We start from the raw sequence: 22085 nt of genomic DNA on the forward strand, positions 1-22085 counted from the left end.
TTGTAGAAGGCTATATCTTCTTTTTTGAAGTCCTTTACGTGTCCGGAAAGGAACGTCAGCACGTCCTCCTCGCTGTAATAGGTCTTTTTGCCGAGCGTCTTGTACGGCAATGCGCCGATGCTGCGGTAGCGTTGCAGGGTACGCTTGCTGATCTGGAGCAGCATACAGAGGTCTTGGTTGTCGAACATCCTGATACGTTCCATCAGGTCCGGGGCTTTGCCGGACGGCTGCAAGGAGAGCAGCAGTTCGTCCTGACGGTCGAGCCGTTCCGTCAGCTTCCGCATCCAGTCCTCGAAATTGTTTCGGGTAAGCAGTTCCATACGTTACGTCCTCCTTCCTTTGGGTTTGCCGCCGCCCGTGCGCAGCGTAAAGTTATGGAGCAGGGCATCAATCGTTTCTTCCTTTTTATTGACAGTACCCGCATCAAGCAGCCTCTGTATCTCGGAGAGCCGGTAACGGCAGCTGCCGCGGACCACTACATACTCGATGCGATGGTCGGTCCGCATACGTTGCAGGGTACGGATACTGACATTCAGCATTGCTGCGGTCTGGGCTGTGTCAAGAAGCCTGTCGGTTTTTTCTGCTTCCTGCCGTTGCCTTTCCTTTTTCAATTCGCGAACATATCCGGCAATTTCCGCAATCTGTTCCATTAACTCCTTGTAAGCGGAGCTTTCCATTGTTATCACTTTCATATTCATTTGTTTTTTATCGTTTCTGCGGCAAAGTTCGGTAATTGACAAAAGCGTCTTTAACAACCCATCACGTGACTCACGTAAAATTTTTATCTGGAATGGCTCCGTTCACCGGACAATAGGCGCAACATGCTGCCATTCAGACATAACCGGTTCGGATTCCGGTCTATATCGTTACCTTTGCGGAAAACACTAAATTGTATGAATATGGAAATAGTATCTATTGAGAAGAAGACTTTCGACGAGATGATGGCACGGATGGGTGCTTTCGTTGAAAAAGTAGCCGCCTTGCAGCGCAAGGGAGATGAAAAACGTCTTGCCAAATGGCTTACCGGTGACGAGGTATGTCGGCAGTTGAGAATCAGCCCCCGCACGTTGATGAAACTGCGTGACAGGGGATTTATAGGTTACTCGCAAATCGGTTATCGGTTTTATTACAAGCCGGAGGATGTGAAGAGGGTTATCCCGTTAATCGGGACGATTTATCCGACAGAGCGTTAATCAATTATTCACCTAAAAATCGTATGCAGAATGAACGAAGAAAACAAAGTTGTCACTATGGACACTGAGGAAGTCACCGTACTGTTGCAGGAGATGCAGAAACAATCGAAATGGCTTTCTGCCTTTCTTGAAAATTACAGTCCTCCGCTGGACGGGGAGCGTTATCTGACGGACAAGGAGGTGTCCGAATTGTTACGAGTGAGCCGCCGTACCTTGCAGGAATACCGGAACAACCGAGTATTGCCCTTCATTCTTTTGGGAGGGAAGGTGCTTTATCCCGAATCGGGGCTGCGCGAGGTGTTGGAAACAAATTATCGGAAGCCTGTTAAATAGGCGGTTATGTAGAAAAGGAAACGGGCAGCCCCACTAAAATGGAACTGCCCGTTTCCTTTGTGCCGGTGCGTATGCGTGGTTCAGCAATATCCGGCGTTCTGTATGAACATCACGTATGCCTGCCGTTTCTCCTTCGAGAGTGCCTTGCCCACCAGCCACGTGCGGAACACGTGCGTGCAGTAAGTGTTCAGCCGGAAGGCGACGGGAATGATGATTTCAAGCGAGTAAACATCCGCGTACAACCCGTTTTCAAGTTGTATGTAGCGGCACACTTCGTAATCGCTCAGTACGTCCGTCTTTAGAACCGCCCTGATGGCGGCGTTCACTGCCGGGACGCCCGTGTGGAACAGCCCGGCGATTTCTCCGGCGGTCATCCATATCTCGTTACCGGTTACGCGGACCGCCTTGTCCTCTATGATGATTATGTCACGTTTCATGGCTTCTCTTTTAGATGGTACAACCTGCAAATTCCTCAACACTGTCCAACCTCGCGGCAAGGTTCTCCATGTCTTGGTTGAGCTTCTCTTTGGTTATCTTAGCGTAAATCTGCGTCGTTTTTATACTCTTGTGTCCCAGCATGGAACTCACAGTTTCGATAGGCACTCCGTTGGAGAGGAACACCGTCGTGGCTGCCGTGTGGCGGGCGCAATGGAAAGTGATAGGCTGTGCAAGGAAAAGCGGACAGGTGAAGATAAAACGTAAACCGTTTGAAATGAGCTTTGTTTCAGCATTCTGCCAAGTGGAGAAAATGCAAATAATAACGGAATATTGAGGTTGTTCAGTTACCAAACCGTTAGCCGGGCAGTTACCGAAACGGGAATAGGTAACGGCAGGCAATGAAAAGAAACCCTCACCGTTTTGTTTGCGCTCATACACAGCATTTTGCATATCAAAGAACGCTTATACGGCAAGTAATTTTGCACTAAAAAATATAAGCGTATGAAAGTAGAAAAATTCAAGGTGTTGCTCTACCTCAAAAAGAGCGGACTGGACAAATCGGGTAAAGCCCCGATAATGGGAAGAATCACCGTGAACCGCACGATGGCACAGTTCGGATGCAAGCTGTCCTGCACGCCTGAATTGTGGAATCCACGTGAAAGCCGTCTGAACGGCAAGAGCAAGGAAGCTGTGGAAACCAATACCAGGATTGAAAAACTGCTGTTGGCGGTAAACGCCGCATTCGACAGCCTTGTGTCCCGTAAGGCTGGTTTTGACGCCATCGATGTGAAAGACCTTTTTCAAGGTAGCATGGAAACGCAGATGACCCTCATGAAAATGACAGATGCAATCTGTGACGACATTAAGGCACGTATCGGCATAGACCGTGCAAAAGGGACTTATCCCGGTTATCACTATATGCGGCTGACACTCGGGGAGTTCATCGAAACCAAGTACAAGGTCAAGGATCTGGCTTTCGGACAATTGACGGAACAGTTCATCCACGACTATCAGACATTCGTCACGGAAGAGAAAGGCTATGCGATAGATACCGTCCGCCACCACCTTGCCATCCTGAAGAAGATCTGCCGCCTTGCCTACAAGAAAGGGTATTCCGAGAAATGCCATTTTCAACATTTCGCCCTGCCCCGGCAATCAGAAAGGACACCACGTGCATTGAGCCGCGAATCGTTCGAAAGAATCCGTGACGTGGAAATACCGCCATACAGGAAGACGCACATACTGGCACGCGACCTTTTTCTGTTTGCCTGCTATACGGGTGTGTCATACGCTGATGTGGTTTCCATTACGGACGAGAACCTGTACACGGACGAAAGCGGAGCATTATGGCTGAAATACCGCCGAAAGAAAAATGAACATCGGGCGAGCGTGAAACTGCTTCCCGAAGCGTTGGCACTACTTGAGAGATACAAGGACGAAACACGGGAAACGCTTTTCCCGATAATCCACCACCCGAACATGAAACGGCACATGAAAGCGTTGGCTGCACTGGCAGGCATCAAGGATAACTTGTGTTATCATCAGGCCCGCCATAGTTTTGCTTCGCTGATAACACTCGAAGCGGGTGTGCCGATAGAAACCATCAGCCGAATGTTGGGACATTCCGATATTTCCACCACTCAGGTCTATGCCCGTGTCAGCCCGAAGAAACTTTTCGAGGACATGGATAAGTTTATCAAAGCTACCGAAGATTTTCAATTAACACTTTAATACATAAAACGATATGCGAAGCACATTTTCATTGTTACCCTATATCAACCGCAGCAAGACAAAGGCTGACGGAACGACTGCCGTACTCTGCCGTATAACCATTGACGGAAAACAGACCGTCATCAGTACGGGAATTTATTGCCGCCCGGAAGACTGGAACAGAAAGAAAAACGAGATAAAGACCATCAGGGAGAACAACCGCTTACGGGAATACCTGCGTCTGATGGAAGAAGCCTACTTAGAGATATTGAAATCGCAAGGCGTGGTCAGTGCGGAGATACTGAAGAACCATATCGCCATGAACAATATTCATCCGGTTACCCTTCTGCAAATGGGGGAATGGGAAAGGGAGCGGTTAAGGAAACATTCAGTAGAAATAGATTCCATATCTTCCTACCGCCACTCCATGTACTATCAGAAGTACCTGACGGATTATCTCGCTTCTTTCGGGAAGAAAGACATCGCCTTTGAGGAAGTGACGGAAGATTTCGGCAAATCTTACAAGGCATATCTTAAGAAATGCAAGAATTTCGGGGCTTCCCAGACCAACAAATGCCTATGCTGGCTGAACCGTCTGCTTTATTTGGCTGTCGATAAAGAGATTATCCGTGTGAATCCCTGCGAGGATCTGGAATACGAACCAAAGCCGGAAGCAAGGCACAAGTACATCAGCCGTGAGGAGTTCAAGAGAATCCTTGCCACCCCGATGTATGATAAGCGTCAGGAGCTTGCAAGACGGGCATTCATCTTTTCCACACTGACGGGATTGGCGTATGTGGATATAAAGCTTCTGCACCCGCATCATATCGGACGCAATGCAGAAGGCAGATGTTACATCCGCATCAACCGCAAGAAAACAAATGTGGAGGCGTTCATCCCCCTGCATCCCATAGCGGAGCAGATATTGTCACTGTACAATACGACCGATGACGAACAGCCCGTATTTCCTCTTCCGAGCCGTGATGCCCTCTGGTTTGATATCCACGAGATGGGTGTTATCATAGGCAAAGAGGATAATTTGAGCTATCATCAAAGTCGGCACAGCTTCGGAACATTCCTGATTTCGGCGGATATACCTATCGAAAGTATTGCCAAGATGATGGGGCATTCCAATATCCGGACGACACAGGGTTACGCACGGATAACCGATGATAAAATCTCAAAGGACATGGACAAACTGATGGAACGCAGGAAAATACAATCTATCGGCGAAAAGACAGACAGCAATAAGTAAACAGTATCAATTCAGTACATTATGGACAGAGGAATAATAACAATCAGTGAAACGGGTGTAGTCATTATGCCGGCAGCACCCGTGTGGATGACACAATTTGAGATAGCCGACCTGTTCGGTGTGTTCTCATGCGATGTCCGCAAGGCGATTCATACCATTTACAAGAACAAGGAACTGAACGAACTTGACACAATGAAGTATCTCAAGCAACCGGATGGCATCAGTTACGATGTCTATAACATTGAAGTGATTATAGCCGTTGCATTCAGGATATGCAGTAAAGAGAGTGTCTTGTTCAGACGGTTTATAATCAGTAAAATTAGTTCAACCCTGAAAGAAACACCGATTACGTTGTTTGTTTCCTGTGGCAGAAGCGACAACCGATGGTATAGTTGAGGTTCATTCCGTCAGCCACTCGTTCCCGATGCACGGATGCAAAGGTAGCGTATGGCTTGATGGCAGCGGCGAGGTCGGGCGGAATCTTCCTCCTGCGGAGCGTATTCAACCCGAAAACCTTGCCATTGCCTGCCATGCGCTTGAAGGGCATCCGGCAACGGAAACAAGCAACTGAAAAGAAAATAAAATGTCATGATAACAAAGCTTTATGATATGGCCTGCTAAATCTTTATTCTTAGTTCTTATAGCTGTAGAGCTATATAAAGACTTGTTTTATAATACATTCTCAAAGGAATTTCCTATATTTGCATTCTAATTCAATACGATATGTCAAAAGGAGAAAATAAAAATTGTTTTGTAATCATGCCTATTGCTGATTGTGATGGGTATGAAAAAGGACATTTTGCTCATGTCTATGACGATATTATAAAACCAGCAATAGATAAAACAGAGTTTACCGCAATAAGGGCAGATGAAGTAAAGGAAACAAACTTTATCCATTTAGATATACTGAAAAAGCTTATAGATGCTCCGATAGCTGTTTGTGATTTAAGTACACGTAATCCTAATGTATTGTTTGAATTGGGAATACGACAGGCATTTGATAAGCCTGTTGTATTAATACAAGAGAAAGGTACTCCTAAAATATTTGATATTGCTCCCTTGAGATATCTTGAATATTCAAAAGAGATGAAATATCATGAAGTTCTGGAAAGCCAAAAAAGTCTACAAGAAGCTATTGAAGCAACTAAAGCGGCAGAAGGAGATTCTGGAAATATAAATTCTATTGTAAAGTTAATGGCCTTAAGTTCTCCTGCTATTATACCCAATCTTGACAATTCTAATAAAGAAGTACTTGCTTTAGATGTTATGCGTTCACAAATGAATGACCTGAAAATGATGATGGAAATGATGGTACACGAGGGGCGAAAAGGTATATCTAGGCGTAGCTCAATTGCAGCTATTGAGTATGAACGAATTGTTAATAAATTAGATAAAATTTCTTCTTTGAAAATGGATATAGAACAAGCTGATCGGGAATATACAAAGTTGATGCGTGATACAGAGGAAATCATGATGAATTGTGGGGGAGAGCTAGATCATCGGATGTTCAAATATTTAATGGATAAAATTTATCGACAAAGAGAAGAGTATTTTTCAACTCGATAAAATGTCGCTAAAATTATATTCTTCCGTCAGCCACTCGTTCTCGATGCACGGATGCAAAGGTACGCATGGCTTTGACGGCAGCGGCAAGGTCGGGCGGCAGAGCCGTTTCGGGCAGAATCTTCCTCCTGCGTAGCGTATTCAACCCGAAAACCTTGTCACTGCCTGCCATACGTTTGAAGAGCATCCGGCAACGGAAACAAGCGACTGATGGGAAATCAGAAGAAAGAAGAGAGGAACGACTTACAGACGAAGCGGAATTTTGATGCTCCGTCCGTAAGCCGTTCCTTTCTCTTTTTGCCGAAAGTCCGTTGCTGATGCAATCACAGGGCAGACGGCAAACTGCGCTCCTTCAAGAAAATCATGTGTCTGTCAGCCGATAGGCGGAGCGGTAGCCGTCAGCAAGCATCCTTTCGATGTCGGATTCACGGTAGAGGATTTTACCGCCTAACTGGATATAGGCTATGCGCCCTTCGTTCCGGTAGTCCTGAAGTGTCCGGCGGCTCACTTTCAGCCGTGCCGACACTTCCTTGTCGGTGAAGAAACGCTCACCGTTCAATGTCGGGCGGTAATTGACGGTCAGATGCTCGAAGCTGTCCAAAAGACGGTCGAGACTGCCCATGAAGTGGATTATTCACTCGCTGTCCTTGTTAATCAGTTCATTCATGTTACTTTGGATTTAGTGGGTATTGTTAGTTTACTTCGTTCATTTCATCAAGTTTATATAGTTCTTCCTTTGAACTTCGCCTCTTTCCGCCTGTCCTCCACAACGGAAACAATGCGCTGTACATCATCAGGACGGTAGTAGGTCTTGTGGTTTATCTGCGAGTAAGCCAGCGTCCCATTGTCCCGAAGGGTCTGCAATGTGCGTGGGCTGATGTTGAGCATCCGGCACACGTCCTGATTGTCCATCCACTCGCCCATTGTCTTCTCTCCGTGCCGATGACAGATGGCATCCATGCGACTGACGAAACGGTCGAACTTGGCGACCATCGCCTCAAAGGTCTTTCTTTCAATTGATACGATTTCCATATACATACTTTTTATTGTTACTGTTTCTTTTGCCGCAAAGGAATACATAATCTGTTATCCGGCAATGGATTTCCCGGAAGTGGAAGCATGTGGCACAGGTTGGTAGAGGTTGGCACAGATTGGGGCTATATTCTTAATTCCGGAAATCAGCAATGTGGCAAGAGTGAAAATAAGGGCTTAATTCAAACCTGACTGTAATCGCACCTTTGTTCTTCCGGCTATTCACGTCCGGCGAATCTGTGAAGTCCTCACCAATATCTCTGTCACCATAAAGCAAAATCGCACAAAATTGCCTGATCGGCTCCAAACGCTTGACTGACTGCACTAAAGTATCTTACTTTACTTGCGATAATCGGTCAAGGCACAGACCAAGACCACAGTAATAACTTAATCAATATGTTTTATGACAATGAAAAGAGAACCAAGTATCAGTGAGCAGCAGGCTCGTGAAATCGTGGAAAGAATGGGACGCAGGGAATCCCGCAGTGAGAAGTCTATGGACGACTTCTACCGGAATATCGGTCTGGATCCGGAACCGCTGGCACAACCCGGCAAGACCGTCACGAAAAAAGCGGAAACAGCTACGGTGGATGAACCGTCAGGCGGAACGCCCGAAGATGTGGCAGTGCCACAGAAGCGTGTCAGCAGCAAACAACGCAGGCTGTCGCTGGACGAGTACCGTACCGCTTACCTGCAAGTTCCCAAGATAACCGACCGCAAACCCGTGTTCGTCAGCGGTGAGGTGCGTGACCGACTGGACGGGATTGTCCGCCGTCTCGGCGGGCGTGGCATGAGCGCATCGGGACTTATCGAGAACCTCGCCCGCCTGCACCTTGAAACCTACCGGGAGGATATCGAGCAGTGGCGCAAACTCTGAGCGGATTACGGTAGAACCGGTCAAGCCGGTGGATACACTCCATCGGCTTGACCGATATTCCAAATGAGTTATTATACTCACAAACCAATCCGACAAGCGGAGGATTCTTGTGTCCTCAAAGACACAGCAAGATATATTTTCAGTTACCCGAATAATTCTAAGTAACTGAAAACACCTTCACCGCCGTGGGCAGAATTATCCTCCGCAGTCGGATAATTTCGGGGTTCCTTAATCAAAGATTAAACAATGGACAAGCCATAAAATTAAAAGAATAAGAAGAATGAAAAAGAAGAGCAAGTACGGGAGAAATCCCAAATTGAACCCAAAGACGCACTGCGTGATGGTGCGCTTCGACGATGTGGAATGGAACAGGTTCCTGACGATGTACGAGGAATCGAACGTGTATGCGAAAGCCGTCTTTCTCAAAGCGCATTTCTTCGGACAGAAGTTCAAGGTGCTGAAAGTGGACAAGACGCTGGTGGACTACTACACCAAACTGTCGGACTTCCACGCCCAGTTCCGTGCCATCGGTACGAACTACAATCAGGTCGTTAAAGAGTTGCGCATCCATTTTTCGGAGAAGAAGGCGATGGCGTTGCTCTACAAGTTGGAGAAACATACCATAGACCTTGTGAAGCTGAGCCGGGAGATTGTGGAACTTTCAAGGAAGATGTATGCCAAGTGGGAACAACAGAAGGAATAATTCTCGCAGATTTACAGTCAGGTGAATGAGCAAAGTCCGTCAGGCAATTTCATTGCCGACCATATGTCATCATCAGACGTCCGGATTTTCAGTTTAAGGATGAAAACCGACCGAAAGGAATGAAAATATAAAATAGGAGTCGGCTCTAATTCTTATAGGATTAAGCCGACTCCTATTTGGGTTATACACTTATTTCCTTTTTTGAATGCTTACACAATACTCCGATGGTGTCATTCCTGTCAGTTTCTTGAACATCCGGCTGAGATGCTGGGGATATTCGAAGCCCAATCCGTATGCTACCCGTGCAATGCTTTCACCGGTGGCAAGCTCGTTTTTTGCCCGTTGGATGATATATTGGCGGATGTAATTGCTCGCAGTATCGCCAGTTGTCTTTTTTATCATATCCCCGAAATAATTCGATGACATGCAAAGTTTGTCGGCGCAATACTGCACCGTTGGCAAGCCGTGTGTCAGTTGCATGTTCCCGTCAAAGTAATCGTGCAACAAACGGTCGAATTTCATCAACATATCCGAATTATCGAGTTTCCGGGTAATGAACTGCCGGTTGTAGAAACGCTGGCAGAAGTTTAGGACCAACTCAATATAACCCACAATTATAGAATTTTGAAGTTCATCGTGCCTTTTCTGGAGTTCATCCCTTATCTGGCGCATCAGCGATGTCAAGATACCGTGTTCTTCGTCGGTCATGTGCAGGGCTTCATTGACACGGTAATCGAAAAAGGAATAATTCTTTATCGCCTTTTCCAACGGGGTGCCGTGCAACAGGTCGGGATGGAACAGCAACGCCCAGCCCGTCAGCATCACCCGTTCGCCGTTGTCCTCTTTCCCTCCGATCTGACCGGGAGCCACGCAGATGACAGTTCCTTTCTTGTAGTCGTATTTCCCGCAACCGTATGCCAAGTCTATTTCAGCTTCGTCATGAAAGAAAATACCGTAGATGCTGTAATTGTTCAGGCTATGACGTACAGGGGACACTTCCGCGTAGTCAATGACACTGACCAGCGGATGCCTGTCGGTATGTCCTACCCACCGGCTATAATCGCCCACGTTTTTGACCTTCAAAATTTTGTTCATAGCATCTTGTATAACTCCTTTCTTGCGAATGCAAAGATACATCATTTCAATCACATAGCCGAATATAGGGCGTTAATTCAGTAAAAATGGTACAAGTCACCCACTTATCGTTAAGTCCACCGTCGTGTAACCCGGTAATTTTGCATCATCAAAAGAAATCAAATGATGAATGAACGAATTGACATTCCAGCGGAATTGTATGAAGATGAAGTCGTGTGCTTCTTTGCCGACCGTTATCATACCTCTGCCGAAAACGTGGTGAGATGTTTTCTCGTACAGGACGGGATTTGCCCGGAACAGGAAAACGAACTCATAACTTTCCGGTTGGAAGATAATGAAATGGAGATCATGCGGGGCTTGACTTATGGAGGTCATTCTTAAAAATTACAGGATTTATGGACAGAAGAGATTTTTTGAAAATGTCATCGATGACGGCTTTACTGGCTGCCGGAGAATGGACGGGATTGTCGAAAGTCTTTGCTCAATCTACCTTGCAGTCTAAAAACGGTTATTCAAACGGAAATAATCCGTCGGGGAATATGGAATACAGATATCTCGGAGGGTTGGACGTGTCGGCCATCGGTCTGGGCTGCCTGCCGATGGTGGGCTATTACGGCGGCAAGTATGACAAACAGGAAATGATCGCCTTAATCCGCCGTGCCTACGACAAAGGAGTGACCTTTTTCGATACGGCGGAAGTGTACGGGCCTTATACCAGCGAAGAGTGGGTCGGCGAGGCACTCGCCCCGTTCCGTGACAAGGTGAAAATCGGTACGAAGTTCGGCTTCGGCGTGGAGGAAGGAAAGCCGACCGCACTCAACAGCCGACCCGACCATATCCGTCGCGCAGTGGAAGGTTCGTTGCGCCGCCTGCGCACCGACCACATCGACCTGCTTTACCAGCACCGGGTCGATCCGAACGTACCGATGGAAGAGGTTGCCGGCACGGTCAAGGATTTGATGCAGGAGGGAAAAATTTTGCACTGGGGACTGTCGGAAGCCAGCGCACGTTCTATCTGTCGCGCCCATGCCGTATGCCCTTTGTCGGCTGTGCAGAGTGAGTATGCCATCTGGTGGCGCGAACCGGAAACGAAGATATTTCCGACGCTCGAAGAGTTAGGCATCGGTTTCGTGCCCTATTGTCCGTTGGGCCGTGCTTTCCTCACGGGCGTAATCAACGAGAGCAGCCGCTTCAAGCAGGGAGACCGCCGATGGAACCTGCCGCAATTCACCCCCGAAGCGCTGAAACACAATATGCCGCTCGTGGCACTTGTCCGTAAATGGGCAGAGCGCAAAGGCATTACTCCGGCGCAGTTCGCCCTCGTGTGGATGCTTTCGCGCAAGGCGTGGATAGCCCCGATACCCGGCACGACCAATCCTGCCCATTTAGATGATTTTCTCGGTGCGGCTACCGTTCGTCTCGCTCCATACGAAATGGAAGAGTTCGACAAGGAATACGCTGCAATCGACCTCATGGGACACCGTGCCGACCCGTTCACCGAAAGCCAAATCGACAAATAAAGAATATTAAAGTATGAAAAAGATTTTATTGATTCCGTTTTTATTGCTTGCCGCCTTGTCTATGGCGGCTTGCGGAGGCGGTTCTGACGAGCCGTTCACTCCTGAACAGCCCGAACAGCCGGAAAATCCGGGTGGTGGTGATTCCGACGATAATCCTGACACACCTGCCCCTGGCGGGAACGGCCGTTACCTTGTCCTTTATGCTTCCCGCACGAACAATACCGAGCGTGTGGCGCAACTGATTCAGACGACACTCGACTGCGACATTCTCGAAGTAGAGCCGGAAACGGCATACAACAATGACTACAACGCCATGTTGGAACGCTCGCAGGAAGAACTGGCAGCCATCCGTCAGGGCAATTATCCACCTGTCAAGACTTCGATAGACAGTTTCGACGATTACGACATCGTGTTCGTCGGTTACCCGATTTGGTACGGCAGCATGGCGACACCGATGCAGACGTTCCTGCACACCCATGCCTCAAAACTCACCGGAAAACGAATCGCACTATTCGCCACCAGCGGTAGCAGCGGCATTTCCGCTTCGGTCAGCGAGGCCCGTAGCCTTTGCCCCGATGCGACAATCATCGACCGTACCCTATTGCTGACCTCTTCGGGGCTTTCGCAAATGGCGACACGAGTCCCGTCATGGCTTGAAGAAATCGGAGCGAGCCGTGAAGAATCGGAAACACCAGACGAAACATCCCTGAAAATGAAGATCTCGATTGGCGACCGCACGATTACCGCCACGATGGAAGACAATGCGGCAGGTCGGGATTTCCTCTCCCGTCTGCCGTTGGAGGTTACGCTGAACGACTACAACAACACGACCGAGAAAATATTTTATCCCGATCCGGCTATGACGACCGAAGGCGTGACACGCGGTTGTGCGCCCACGCCAGGCGACATCACGATTTATGCGCCGTGGGGCAACGTGGCGATTTTCTGCAAGAACTGGTCACATAGCAACGACCTAATTAAAATAGGCCGTATCGACGGCAATGGTATCGAAGCTCTGAATATCGGAGGAGATATAACAGTAAAATTTGAAAGACAATAAGTATGACGATAGAAGATTTCAAGACATACGTAAAGACACGCAAGCCTCTTGATACAGAGGAAATACACCGTTTTATGGACGAGATGAGCAACGAAGCCCGTCGCGTCACTTTCCGTCTGAATACGGCTTATCATACGCCGGATGAAGTACGTGGACTGTTATCCAAACTGTTCGGCTATGAAGTTCCGCAATCGTTGCGCGTTTTCCCACCCCTTTATGCGGATTTCGGTAAAAACATCACCGTAGGCGAAAATGTGTTTATCAACGCCTGCTGTCATTTTCAAGACCACGGTGGAGTCATGATAGGCGACGGATGCCAGATAGGTCATAATGTAGTCTTTGCCACGCTCAACCACGGTCTTGCACCAGAAGAACGAAAATCCACTTATCCTGCACCTATCGTGCTGGGCGGGAACGTGTGGGTCGGCTCGAACACCACCATTCTGCAAGGCGTGACCATCGGTGACAATGCCGTTATTGCGGCAGGCGCAGTCGTTACGAAAGACGTAGCGGCAGGTACGGTCGTGGGCGGCGTCCCGGCACGGTTCATCAAGAATATTAACAGCAAATAATAACTTAAAAACAAATTGATATGTTAGGCAATTTCACTTTTCACAATCCCACGAAACTATACTTCGGGGAAAACTCATTGGAGAATCTGAGTAAAGAACTGGGCAAGTACGGAGAAAAAGTCATGCTGGTGTACGGCGGCGGTTCCATCCGCAAGAACGGCATTTACGATGCGGTACTGGCAGAACTCCGCAAGGCGGGAAAACAGACGGTCGAACTGTCGGGCGTCATGCCCAACCCCACCATCGAGAAGGTCATGGAGGGTGTGGCACTCGCCAAGAAAGAAGCAGTAGATTTGATTCTTGCCGTCGGCGGCGGGTCTGTCTGCGACTATTGCAAGGCGGTGGCAGGTTCCGCATACTGCGAGCAGGACCCGTGGGAGTATTATTTCAATAATTTCGGAGAAATGACCTGCCAGTGGATTCCTGTCGGCTGCGTGCTCACGATGGCGGGAACGGGGTCGGAAATGGACAGCTGCGCCGTCATCTCCAAGCACAGCGAAAATCGAAAAAAATTCTATTATTTCCGCAATCCCGATTTCTCCATCCTCAATCCCGTTTACACCTATACCGTGCCCAGACATCATACGGTGGCGGGCATTTACGACATCATGTCGCACATTCTGGAACAATACCTTTCGGGGACGGACGACAACACGACCGACTACATCGCCGAAGGGCTGATGCGCTCCCTCGTTGTCAGCTCACGGAAAGTGCTCGGCAATCCGGAGGATTACGAGGCACGCAGCAACATCATGTGGACTGCGACATGGGCTTTGAACGGGCTTATCGCCTGCGGTAAACCCAACGACTGGATGGTACACATGCTGGGGCAGGCCGTAGCCGCCTATACCGACGCTACCCACGGGCATACGCTCTCGGCTGTCAGCGGGGCTTACTACCGTCTGCTCATCGGGCGTTCCGAAGAGGCGGTGGAGAAATTCCGCCGGCTGGCAACCGCTGTGTGGGATATTGTCCCAACCGGAAAGACGAACAAGGAAATCGCGTTGGAAGGGCTCGCACAGATGGAGGCATGGATGCGGGAACTGGGATTGGCGATGGATATCACGGCTTGCGGTGCCAATGCGTCGCAACTCGAAGGGATGGCCGATGCGTGCCCCATCAACGAAAGCGGCTATGTCATCCTCACCCGTGAGGATGTAATCGAAGTGTTGCGTCAAAGTCTTTAATACCATTTTGAGGATGAGAAAATCGATATTGACCATCTTGTTTCTCTTACTGTTGCTGTCGTGCAATACGCAACCGGCAAAGGAGGGGAACAAACAAAACAGTACGGAAATGGGAAAAAAGAATATCGGAAGCCTGCTTGCTCTCTATCCCAAACCGATGACCATTGTCGGTGCGGAGGTCGAGGGCAAGGTGAACTGGCTCGTCGTGGGGCATACGGGTATCATCGGTCACGACCGGATTCTCGTGAGCATGAGCAAAAGCCATCATACCAATCAAGGGATAAAAGATTCCAAAAAACTTTCTATAAACCTCGTCAGTCGTGAAATGCTGCCGAAAGCCGACTATGTGGGCAGCGTGAGTGGCGCATCGGTCGATAAATCAAACGTATTCGAATACCATTGGGGAGAGAACGGCACGCCAGTAATCGATGCCTCGCCACTGACGATGGAGTGTGACGTGGTGGACATATATGAAACCGAAGGCTTCGACAACTTCATCTGCTCCGTTGCCAACACCTACGCCGCTCCCGATGTACTTTCCGCTGACGGGAAACTCGATTATACACGGTTGAAACCCGTGCTGTTCGAGTTTCCGACCTATTCCTACATTGCCACCGGAGAGATTCTCGGCAAATGCCTGAATTTGGATAAGCAGCCGGGAATGTGCGTCAAGGAGCCGATGACCGCCAACGGTATCGTGCGCCTGTCGAAAATCGAGGTTTACCCGCAGCATATCTACGAGTATATGAAATACGCAACTGAGGTGGGCGAAGTCTCCCTGCGTACCGAACCGGGTGTATTGACGATGTACGCCGTCAGCGAAAAGGAGAATCCCTACAAGGTAACCATTCTTGAAACATACGCAAGCCGCGAGGCATACGAGAAGCACATCGCCTCGGAACACTTTCAGAAATACAAACAGGGAACGCTACACATGGTTAAGTCATTAGTGCTGGCTGACCAGACTCCGCTCAACCCTGCGAACCGAATCAATAACTTCATTCAATAAAGAATCATGAACCGAATTATTTTAATTACAGTATTCACCGTTTTAACATTCAATGTTATGGCACAGGAAAAGATAGTACAGACAGCCGGGCGCGACCAGTTAGGCGAGTTCGCCCCGAAATTCGCAGAACTCAACGACGATGTCCTTTTCGGCGAGGTATGGAGCCGCACCGACAAGCTCGGTCTTCGTGACCGGAGCTTAGTTACAATTACATCGCTTATCAGTCAGGGGATTACGGACAACTCGCTGACATATCATTTGCAGTCGGCGAAAAACAACGGCATCACCCGCACCGAAATCGCCGAAATCATCACGCATATCGGTTTTTATGCGGGTTGGCCGAAGGCATGGGCGGCATTCCGTCTGGCGAAAGACGTATGGGCGGAAGAGACGGCCGGCGAGGATTCCAAGGCAGCATTCCAACGCGAAATGATTTTCCCCATCGGCGAACCCAACACGGCGTATGCCAAATATTTCACCGGTAACAGTTACCTTTCGCCTGTTTCGCGTGAGCAGGTGAATATTTCCAACGTGACTTTCGAGCCTCGCTGCCGCAACAACTGGCACATCCATAAAGCGACGAAAGGCGGCGGGCAGATGCTTATCGGTGTGGCCGGACGTGGTTGGTATCAGGAAGAAGGCAAACCAGCGGTAGAGATTTTGCCCGGCACGGTCATCCACATTCCCGCCGGCGTGAAGCACTGGCATGGTGCGGCAGCCGATAGCTGGTTCGCTCACCTTGCATTCGAGGTATCAGGTGAGAACACTTCCAATGAATGGCTGGAACCGGTCACCGACGAAGAATATGACAAACTCAAATAGTAAACATCATGTATAGATTCTTATTGATATTGCTGTCGGTGGTTGGCATAGCGACCGCCACCGACGCACAGCAAAGACAAGATATGAGCAAAGGAAAATCAAACAGCAAAATACTGGTAGCCTATTTTTCGGCGACGGGAACGACGGCACGAGTAGCCGAAAAACTGGCGAAGGCTACGGGCGGAGAGCTTTATGCGATTGTGCCTGCACAACCCTATACGAGTACCGACCTTGACTGGAACGACAAACAGTCGCGCAGTTCGGTAGAGATGAACGACCCGAAGTCGCGGCCGGCAATCAAGAGCAAAAAGGAAAACATCACCGATTACGATGTCATCTTCATCGGTTATCCCATTTGGTGGGATTTTGCGCCACGTATTATTAATACGTTCATCGGAAGCCACGACCTGAAAGGAAAGACCGTCATCCCGTTTGCCACATCGGGCGGCAGTTCGCTCGCAAGCAGTGCGGCGGCATTGAAGAAAACCTACCCCGCACTGAATTGGAAAGAGGGACGATTGCTCAACCATGCCGACGATAAAACCATTCGCACGTGGATCGAGAAATTAGGATTCTAATCGCTTAAAAACATAATATTATGATACCCTTATTTATCGGCGGTCTGGGTATGCAGGAAGTGCTGCTGATCGCATTGGTCGTGCTGCTATTCTTCGGGGGCAAGAAGATTCCCGAACTGATGAAAGGTCTTGGCAAGGGAGTACGTTCGTTCAAGGAAGGAATGAACAATATGGAGAAAGAAATCGAGGAAGAACCGGTGGAGAAAGAATAATGGATGGCAGCGAACACGGACAAACAATCCTTCTGGGAACATCTCAACGTGCTGCGGGCGGTGATTGTCAAAATCGTTGCCATTGCCACCGTGTTCGGTATCACCGCCTTTTGTTTCAAAGAGGAGCTGTTTGCAGTTGTTCTCGCTCCGAAGAACGACGGTTTTATCACATATCGCCTTTTCAACTGGATTGCAGCATGGGCTGGCCGTGAAACAGAAAGTTTTGCCGTGCTACTCATCAACACAGGACTGGCACAGCAATTCATTATCCACATAAAGACGGCATTGTGTGCCGGCGTACTGTGTGCGTCACCCTACATTATCTACCAATTGTTCAGATTCGTATCTCCGGCTCTATATACCAACGAACGGAAATATGTTATGCGGGTAGTCGGCGGAGGTTATGTTATGTTTGTGGTCGGAATATTGGTCAGTTATTTTCTGATTTTCCCGCTGACATTTCGATTCTTGGGTATGTATCAGGTCAGCGAGGACGTCGCCAATCTGATTACGCTTGATTCCTATATCTCGACCCTTGTGCTGATGTGCCTGTCAATGGGTATTGTATTCGAGATTCCAATTTTATCATGGCTGTTTGCTAAATTGGGGTTACTCTCAGCCGACTTCATGCGCCGCTACCGTAAACACGCCATCGTAATTATTCTTGTAGTGGCAGCCATCATCACGCCAACTTCGGACGTGTTCACGCTATCACTTGTGGCTTTGCCGATGTGGTTGCTGTATGAAGTGAGTATATTCATTGTAAATAAAACTAATACAAGAGTAAACATATAATGAAACAGATTCAAAAAATAGTTGCTTCCGGATACTTCCTGATTACGTTGTTAATTGGCGGAATCGTCTATACTTGGAATCATGAATGGCAGGAAATAGAAAATTTGGAATCAGACAACCGACAGATTGACGAGTTACGGAAAGAGATAAACGATGTGCATATTCGACTAATAGAGTTTTCCCTATTAGGTGAAACGATATTAGAATGGGATGATGAAGATTTGGAACATTACCATACCCGACGTATGGCAATGGACAGTATGCTATGCCGTTTCAATGTTACCTATCCGGCAGAGCGCATAGACAGTGTACGTCATCTTCTCGAAGATAAGGAACGACAGATGCACCAAATAGTGCAAGTGCTTGAACAACAACAAGCCATCAATGATAAGATCACTCGTCAAGTACCCGTAATCGTACAGAAGAGTGCTCAAGAGCAACCTAAGAAAACGAAAAGGAAAGGATTCTTGGGCATCTTTGGTAAAAAAGAGGAAGCAAAACCTACCATAACCACCACGATGCTCCGTTCACTTAACCGGAACATGATAGCCGAACAACAAACGCAAAGCCATCGTCTTTCAGTACACGCTGACAGCCTTGCTGCACGAAATGCAGAACTTAACCGACAATTACAAGGCTTGATTTGCCAGATAGATAGTAAGGTACAAGCCGACCTGCAAAAGCGAGAAACAGAGATAGCCGCAATGCGTGAGCAATCATTTATACAAATCGGCGGCTTGACTGGATTTGTCTTCTTGTTATTGGTCATTTCATATATCATAATTCACCGAAATACTAACCGTATCAAGCGGTACAAACGGGAAACGACAAATTTAATCAAACAGCTACAACAAGCGGCAGAGAAAAACGAGGCACTGATAGCCTCCCGCAAGAAAGCGGTACATACTATCACCCACGAGTTACGCACACCGCTGACGGCAATCACAGGCTATGCCGGGTTGATGCAGAAAGATTGCAACATGGATAAAATCAAAGTGTATGTTCAAAATATCCGGCAATCTTCCGACCGTATGCGCGAAATGCTCAATACCCTGCTTGACTTTTTCCGTCTGGATAACGGCAAGGAGCAGCCTAATTTCTCTCCTTGCCGGATTTCAACAATCACGCACATTCTTGAAATGGAGTTTACGCCCATTGCCATGAACAAGGGGCTGGCTCTTACCGTAATTAATCAAACGGATACAGTCGTCCTGACTGATAAGGAACGTATCCTGCAAATCGGCAACAACCTGCTGTCAAACGCCATCAAGTTCACGGAGAACGGTGGCGTTTCTCTGACAACGGACTATGATAACGGCGTCCTGAAACTTACCGTCGAAGATACGGGTACGGGCATGACTGAAGAGGAACAGCGACGGGTGTTCGGCGCGTTTGAGCGTCTGTCAAACGCCGCCGCAAAAGACGGCTTCGGACTTGGACTGTCCATCGTTCAGCGTATAGTGTCAATGCTCGGCGGCACGATACGGCTGGAGAGCGAGAAAGGCAAAGGCAGCCGTTTCACGGTGGAAATACCCATGCAGACAGCCGGGGAACAGCCGGAACGGATAAATCAGACACGGATTCATCATGACCGTACATTCCATAATGTCATTGCCATCGACAATGACGAGGTGTTACTATTGATGCTGAAAGAAATGTATGCACAGGAAGGGATACACTGCGAAACCTGCACCGATGCTGCGGAACTGATGGAAATGATACGCCGGAAAACATACAGCCTGCTTCTGACAGATCTGAACATGCCGGAGATCAACGGCTTTGAGCTGTTGGAACTGCTGCGCACCTCCAATGTGGGCAATTCAAAGACTATCCCGGTAGTCGTGACAACCGCTTCGGGCAGTTGCAGCAAGGAGGAACTTATGGAACGTGGTTTCTCCGGTTGCCTGCTCAAACCGTTCTCCATATCGGAACTGATGGAGGTTTCAGACAAATGCGCCATGAAAGGCAACCGGAATGAAAAGCCGGATTTCACCTCCCTGCTGTCCTACGGTAATGAAACCGTCATGCTGGATAAACTGATAACGGAAACCGAAAAGGAAATGCAGGCAGTCAGGGAGGCAGAGCTACGGAAAGACCTTCAGGAACTGGACGCCCTGACACACCACTTGCGAAGTTCATGGGAGATACTCCGTGCCGACCAGCCATTAAGGGAGCTTTATAAACTGCTTCATTGCGATGGCACGCCTGACGATAAAACAATTGGCAATGCTGTAAAAGCTGTGCTGGATAAGGGTTCGGAGATAATCCGGCTGGCAAAAGAAGAAAGGAGAAAATACGAAAATGGATAAGACAAAAATCATCGTGGTGGAGGACAACATCGTGTATTGCGAGTTTGTCTGCAACCTGCTGGCACGCGAGGGATTCCGCACCGTGCAGGCTTTCCACCTCTCGACCGCGAAGAAATATCTGCAACAAGCCGCAGACGGGGACATCGTGGTTTCCGACCTGCGCCTGCCCGACGGCAACGGTATCGACCTTTTGCGCTGGATGCGCAAGGAGGGCAGGATGCAGCCCTTTGTCATCATGACCGACTATGCCGAAGTGCATACGGCGGTGGAAAGCATGAAACTCGGCTCGCTGGACTACATACCCAAGCAGCTTGTGGAGGACAAACTCGTCCCTCTGCTACGGAACATATTGAAAGAACGGCACACCGGACGGAGCCGTATGCCCCTGTTCTCGCGTGACGGCTCGGCGTTCCAAGCCATCATGAAGCGGATAAGGCTGGTAGCCCCCACCGACATGAGCGTGCTGATATTCGGGGAGAACGGCACGGGCAAGGAGCATATCGCCCACCTGCTGCACGACAAGGGCAAGCGGGCAGGAAAGCCGTTTGTGGCTGTGGACTGCGGTTCGCTCACCAAAGAACTTGCGCCGTCGGCTTTCTTCGGACACGTCAGAGGCGCATTCACAGGTGCGGACAGTGCCAAGAAAGGTTATTTCCATGAGGCGGAAGGCGGCACGCTGTTCTTGGACGAGGTGGGCAACCTCGCACCGGAAACCCAGCAGATGCTTCTGCGCGCCATACAGGAACGGCGGTTCCGTCCCGTTGGCGACAAGTCTGACCGGAGTTTCAATGTCCGCATCATCGCCGCCACCAACGAGGATCTGGAGAAGGCGGTCAATGAAAAGCGTTTCCGGCAGGACTTGTTGTACCGTCTGCACGACTTTGAGATAACCGTCCCGCCGTTGCGCGACTGTCAGGAGGACGTCATGCCGCTGGCTGAGTTCTTTCGCGAAATTGCGAATCAGGAACTGGAATGCGATGTCATCGGTTTTGACGGTGAAGCCCGCAAGACATTGCTGACCCATGCGTGGCCGGGCAATGTCCGCGAGCTTCGTCAGAAAATCATGGGCGCGGTGTTGCAGGCACAGACGGGTCTTGTCACGAAAGAGCATCTGGAACTTGCCGTGACGAGGGCGACCTCACCTGTCAGCTTCGCCCTGCGCAGCGATGCGGAAGACAAGGAGCGTGTCTTACGCGCGTTGAAGCAGGCGAACGGTAACCGCAAGGTTGCCGCCGAACTGCTCGGAATAGGACGTACAACGCTGTACAGCAAACTGGAAGAATATGGATTGAAGTATAAATTTCAGCAGCCATAGCCGAAAATTCGCTAAGATTGGGCTATGAAGATAAAGATAAAATCAACAGGTGTTATGAAAATACCGCTTTTGCAAAGGTGTGAATTTCAAAAAATAATGCTACCTTTGCGTTTAGAAAATGCGTTCTTTTGATTGATGCAGAACAGGACAGAATACAGAACTTCGCTCGTTTCTAAATCGTTACCTGTTAAGAAAAGAATCTTTGTAAACTGTTTATTTTCAACGATAAAGAAGATTCGATATGTCTTCCGTGGTGCCACGTGATATGCTTGGTGATGCCGCAACGCTTGGCGACGGCACGGATTCCGTACAGGCAGGTCATGTAGTGCGGAACGGGGAATATCCTCCCGTCCTTGCACAGACCCCGGTATTTGTCGATGATGCGCTTCGCTATGTCGAGCAGGCGGATGTTGGACACCACACCCGTCTTCTGGCGGTTGATGTTTATCCACTCGTGTTCGTCGAAATAGGTGCGGATATTCTCTTCCGTCAGGTTGCGCATGTCGG

Annotated in this window: 28 protein-coding genes and 2 pseudogenes; 22 read left to right on the plus strand and 8 right to left on the minus strand. The window is 48.8% G+C overall.

The features are described from left to right. On the minus strand, positions 1-320 hold a 320-nt coding region (locus tag QZ331_RS12150), incomplete at its 3' end, for a helix-turn-helix domain-containing protein (RefSeq protein WP_294630580.1). A gap of 3 nt (positions 321-323) precedes the next feature. Then, the gene (locus tag QZ331_RS12155) at positions 324-692 is read right to left on the minus strand and encodes a helix-turn-helix domain-containing protein (RefSeq protein WP_294630582.1); all 369 of its coding nucleotides are present in this window, start codon (positions 690-692) and stop codon (positions 324-326) included. A gap of 201 nt (positions 693-893) precedes the next feature. Here QZ331_RS12155 and QZ331_RS12160 point away from each other — a divergent pair, with 201 nt between their 5' ends. Together QZ331_RS12160 and QZ331_RS12165 are read left to right on the plus strand one after the other, a co-directional pair. Next, positions 894-1193, plus strand: a complete 300-nt coding sequence (locus QZ331_RS12160; protein ID WP_294630584.1) for a helix-turn-helix domain-containing protein — start codon at positions 894-896, stop codon at positions 1191-1193. 30 nt (positions 1194-1223) lie between these two features. Further along, positions 1224-1526 (plus strand): helix-turn-helix domain-containing protein, encoded by a 303-nt coding sequence (locus QZ331_RS12165; protein WP_294630586.1) that lies wholly within the window; start codon positions 1224-1226, stop codon positions 1524-1526. 80 nt (positions 1527-1606) lie between these two features. Here the strand turns inward: QZ331_RS12165 and QZ331_RS12170 are convergent, their stop codons facing one another. Both QZ331_RS12170 and QZ331_RS12175 read right to left on the minus strand, forming a co-directional pair. Next, a complete protein-coding gene (locus QZ331_RS12170; RefSeq protein ID WP_294630588.1) occupies positions 1607-1963 on the minus strand; it encodes a RhuM protein in 357 nt (118 codons plus the stop codon). A gap of 10 nt (positions 1964-1973) precedes the next feature. After that, a pseudogene (locus QZ331_RS12175) lies at positions 1974-2186 on the minus strand (tyrosine-type recombinase/integrase); the annotation flags it as partial. A gap of 279 nt (positions 2187-2465) precedes the next feature. Between QZ331_RS12175 and QZ331_RS12180 the strand changes: the two are divergent. The 6 genes from QZ331_RS12180 (at position 2466) to QZ331_RS12205 (ending at position 6758) form a co-directional block, all read left to right on the plus strand. Then, positions 2466-3695: a site-specific integrase gene (locus QZ331_RS12180; protein ID WP_294630590.1), complete on the plus strand. Its 1230-nt coding sequence runs from the start codon at positions 2466-2468 to the stop codon at positions 3693-3695. 13 nt (positions 3696-3708) lie between these two features. Beyond that, a complete protein-coding gene (locus QZ331_RS12185) occupies positions 3709-4929 on the plus strand; it encodes a site-specific integrase (RefSeq protein WP_294630591.1) in 1221 nt (406 codons plus the stop codon). Between the two features lie 21 nt (positions 4930-4950). Then, positions 4951-5325 (plus strand): hypothetical protein, encoded by a 375-nt coding sequence (locus QZ331_RS12190; RefSeq protein ID WP_294630599.1) that lies wholly within the window; start codon positions 4951-4953, stop codon positions 5323-5325. Further along, positions 5294-5500, plus strand: a complete 207-nt coding sequence (locus tag QZ331_RS12195; RefSeq protein ID WP_294630601.1) for a hypothetical protein — start codon at positions 5294-5296, stop codon at positions 5498-5500. Before QZ331_RS12190 ends, QZ331_RS12195 begins: the two co-directional genes overlap by 32 nt. Positions 5501-5652: 152 nt before the next feature. Further along, positions 5653-6495: a hypothetical protein gene (locus tag QZ331_RS12200; protein ID WP_008761211.1), complete on the plus strand. Its 843-nt coding sequence runs from the start codon at positions 5653-5655 to the stop codon at positions 6493-6495. A gap of 65 nt (positions 6496-6560) precedes the next feature. Further along, positions 6561-6758 (plus strand): hypothetical protein, encoded by a 198-nt coding sequence (locus tag QZ331_RS12205; protein WP_294630604.1) that lies wholly within the window; start codon positions 6561-6563, stop codon positions 6756-6758. A 95-nt stretch (positions 6759-6853) separates the two neighbouring features. On the opposite strand, the gene QZ331_RS12210 is transcribed toward QZ331_RS12205, so the two are convergent. Continuing rightward, positions 6854-7114, minus strand: a complete 261-nt coding sequence (locus tag QZ331_RS12210; RefSeq protein WP_294630606.1) for a helix-turn-helix domain-containing protein — start codon at positions 7112-7114, stop codon at positions 6854-6856. A 98-nt stretch (positions 7115-7212) separates the two neighbouring features. Continuing rightward, a complete protein-coding gene (locus QZ331_RS12215) occupies positions 7213-7524 on the minus strand; it encodes a helix-turn-helix domain-containing protein (protein ID WP_121735084.1) in 312 nt (103 codons plus the stop codon). A 409-nt stretch (positions 7525-7933) separates the two neighbouring features. On the opposite strand from QZ331_RS12215, the gene QZ331_RS12220 reads away from it, so the two are divergent. Both QZ331_RS12220 and mobA read left to right on the plus strand, forming a co-directional pair. Then, positions 7934-8401 carry a DUF3408 domain-containing protein gene (locus QZ331_RS12220; protein ID WP_294630632.1) on the plus strand — a complete coding sequence of 156 codons (468 nt, stop codon included), beginning with the start codon at positions 7934-7936 and terminating at the stop codon, positions 8399-8401. A 280-nt stretch (positions 8402-8681) separates the two neighbouring features. Further along, a complete protein-coding gene (gene mobA / locus QZ331_RS12225; RefSeq protein WP_294630607.1) occupies positions 8682-9104 on the plus strand; it encodes a conjugal transfer protein MobA in 423 nt (140 codons plus the stop codon). A gap of 189 nt (positions 9105-9293) precedes the next feature. Here mobA and QZ331_RS12230 read toward each other — a convergent pair whose 3' ends face one another. Beyond that, positions 9294-10199, minus strand: a complete 906-nt coding sequence (locus tag QZ331_RS12230; protein ID WP_294630608.1) for a helix-turn-helix domain-containing protein — start codon at positions 10197-10199, stop codon at positions 9294-9296. Positions 10200-10361: 162 nt separating this feature from the next. Here QZ331_RS12230 and QZ331_RS12235 point away from each other — a divergent pair, with 162 nt between their 5' ends. From QZ331_RS12235 to QZ331_RS12290, 12 genes are read left to right on the plus strand one after another with little or no spacing between them, the layout of a single operon-like run. Then, complete coding sequence (locus QZ331_RS12235; RefSeq protein WP_294630610.1) at positions 10362-10580, plus strand: hypothetical protein; 219 nt, start codon at positions 10362-10364, stop codon at positions 10578-10580. A gap of 14 nt (positions 10581-10594) precedes the next feature. Continuing rightward, positions 10595-11719 (plus strand): aldo/keto reductase, encoded by a 1125-nt coding sequence (locus QZ331_RS12240; protein WP_294630612.1) that lies wholly within the window; start codon positions 10595-10597, stop codon positions 11717-11719. 13 nt (positions 11720-11732) lie between these two features. Beyond that, the gene (locus QZ331_RS12245) at positions 11733-12779 is read left to right on the plus strand and encodes a cyclophilin-like fold protein (protein ID WP_294630614.1); all 1047 of its coding nucleotides are present in this window, start codon (positions 11733-11735) and stop codon (positions 12777-12779) included. A gap of 2 nt (positions 12780-12781) precedes the next feature. Next, positions 12782-13351 (plus strand): sugar O-acetyltransferase, encoded by a 570-nt coding sequence (locus QZ331_RS12250; protein WP_294630616.1) that lies wholly within the window; start codon positions 12782-12784, stop codon positions 13349-13351. A gap of 20 nt (positions 13352-13371) precedes the next feature. Further along, the gene (locus tag QZ331_RS12255; protein WP_294630618.1) at positions 13372-14538 is read left to right on the plus strand and encodes an iron-containing alcohol dehydrogenase; all 1167 of its coding nucleotides are present in this window, start codon (positions 13372-13374) and stop codon (positions 14536-14538) included. 13 nt (positions 14539-14551) lie between these two features. Continuing rightward, a complete protein-coding gene (locus QZ331_RS12260) occupies positions 14552-15547 on the plus strand; it encodes a flavin reductase (protein ID WP_294630620.1) in 996 nt (331 codons plus the stop codon). 6 nt (positions 15548-15553) lie between these two features. Continuing rightward, positions 15554-16369, plus strand: a complete 816-nt coding sequence (locus QZ331_RS12265; RefSeq protein WP_294630622.1) for a carboxymuconolactone decarboxylase family protein — start codon at positions 15554-15556, stop codon at positions 16367-16369. An 8-nt stretch (positions 16370-16377) separates the two neighbouring features. Then, complete coding sequence (locus QZ331_RS12270) at positions 16378-16947, plus strand: flavodoxin (RefSeq protein ID WP_294630624.1); 570 nt, start codon at positions 16378-16380, stop codon at positions 16945-16947. Positions 16948-16964: 17 nt separating this feature from the next. Next, entirely contained in the window at positions 16965-17159 is a 195-nt protein-coding gene (gene tatA / locus QZ331_RS12275) for a twin-arginine translocase TatA/TatE family subunit (RefSeq protein WP_294630634.1), read from the plus strand. A 3-nt stretch (positions 17160-17162) separates the two neighbouring features. Further along, positions 17163-17954 (plus strand): twin-arginine translocase subunit TatC, encoded by a 792-nt coding sequence (gene tatC / locus QZ331_RS12280; protein ID WP_294630626.1) that lies wholly within the window; start codon positions 17163-17165, stop codon positions 17952-17954. Further along, positions 17954-20263: an ATP-binding protein gene (locus QZ331_RS12285; protein WP_294630628.1), complete on the plus strand. Its 2310-nt coding sequence runs from the start codon at positions 17954-17956 to the stop codon at positions 20261-20263. The genes tatC and QZ331_RS12285 overlap by 1 nt, the downstream gene beginning before the upstream one ends. Then, entirely contained in the window at positions 20256-21578 is a 1323-nt protein-coding gene (locus QZ331_RS12290; protein ID WP_294630630.1) for a sigma-54 dependent transcriptional regulator, read from the plus strand. Before QZ331_RS12285 ends, QZ331_RS12290 begins: the two co-directional genes overlap by 8 nt. A 253-nt stretch (positions 21579-21831) precedes the next feature. Here QZ331_RS12290 and QZ331_RS12295 read toward each other — a convergent pair. Further along, positions 21832-22085 (minus strand): annotated as a pseudogene (locus QZ331_RS12295) (site-specific integrase); the annotation flags it as partial.

Origin of the sequence: uncultured Bacteroides sp. (assembly GCF_910586915.1) — a bacterium.
Lineage (GTDB): Bacteria > Bacteroidota > Bacteroidia > Bacteroidales > Bacteroidaceae > Bacteroides.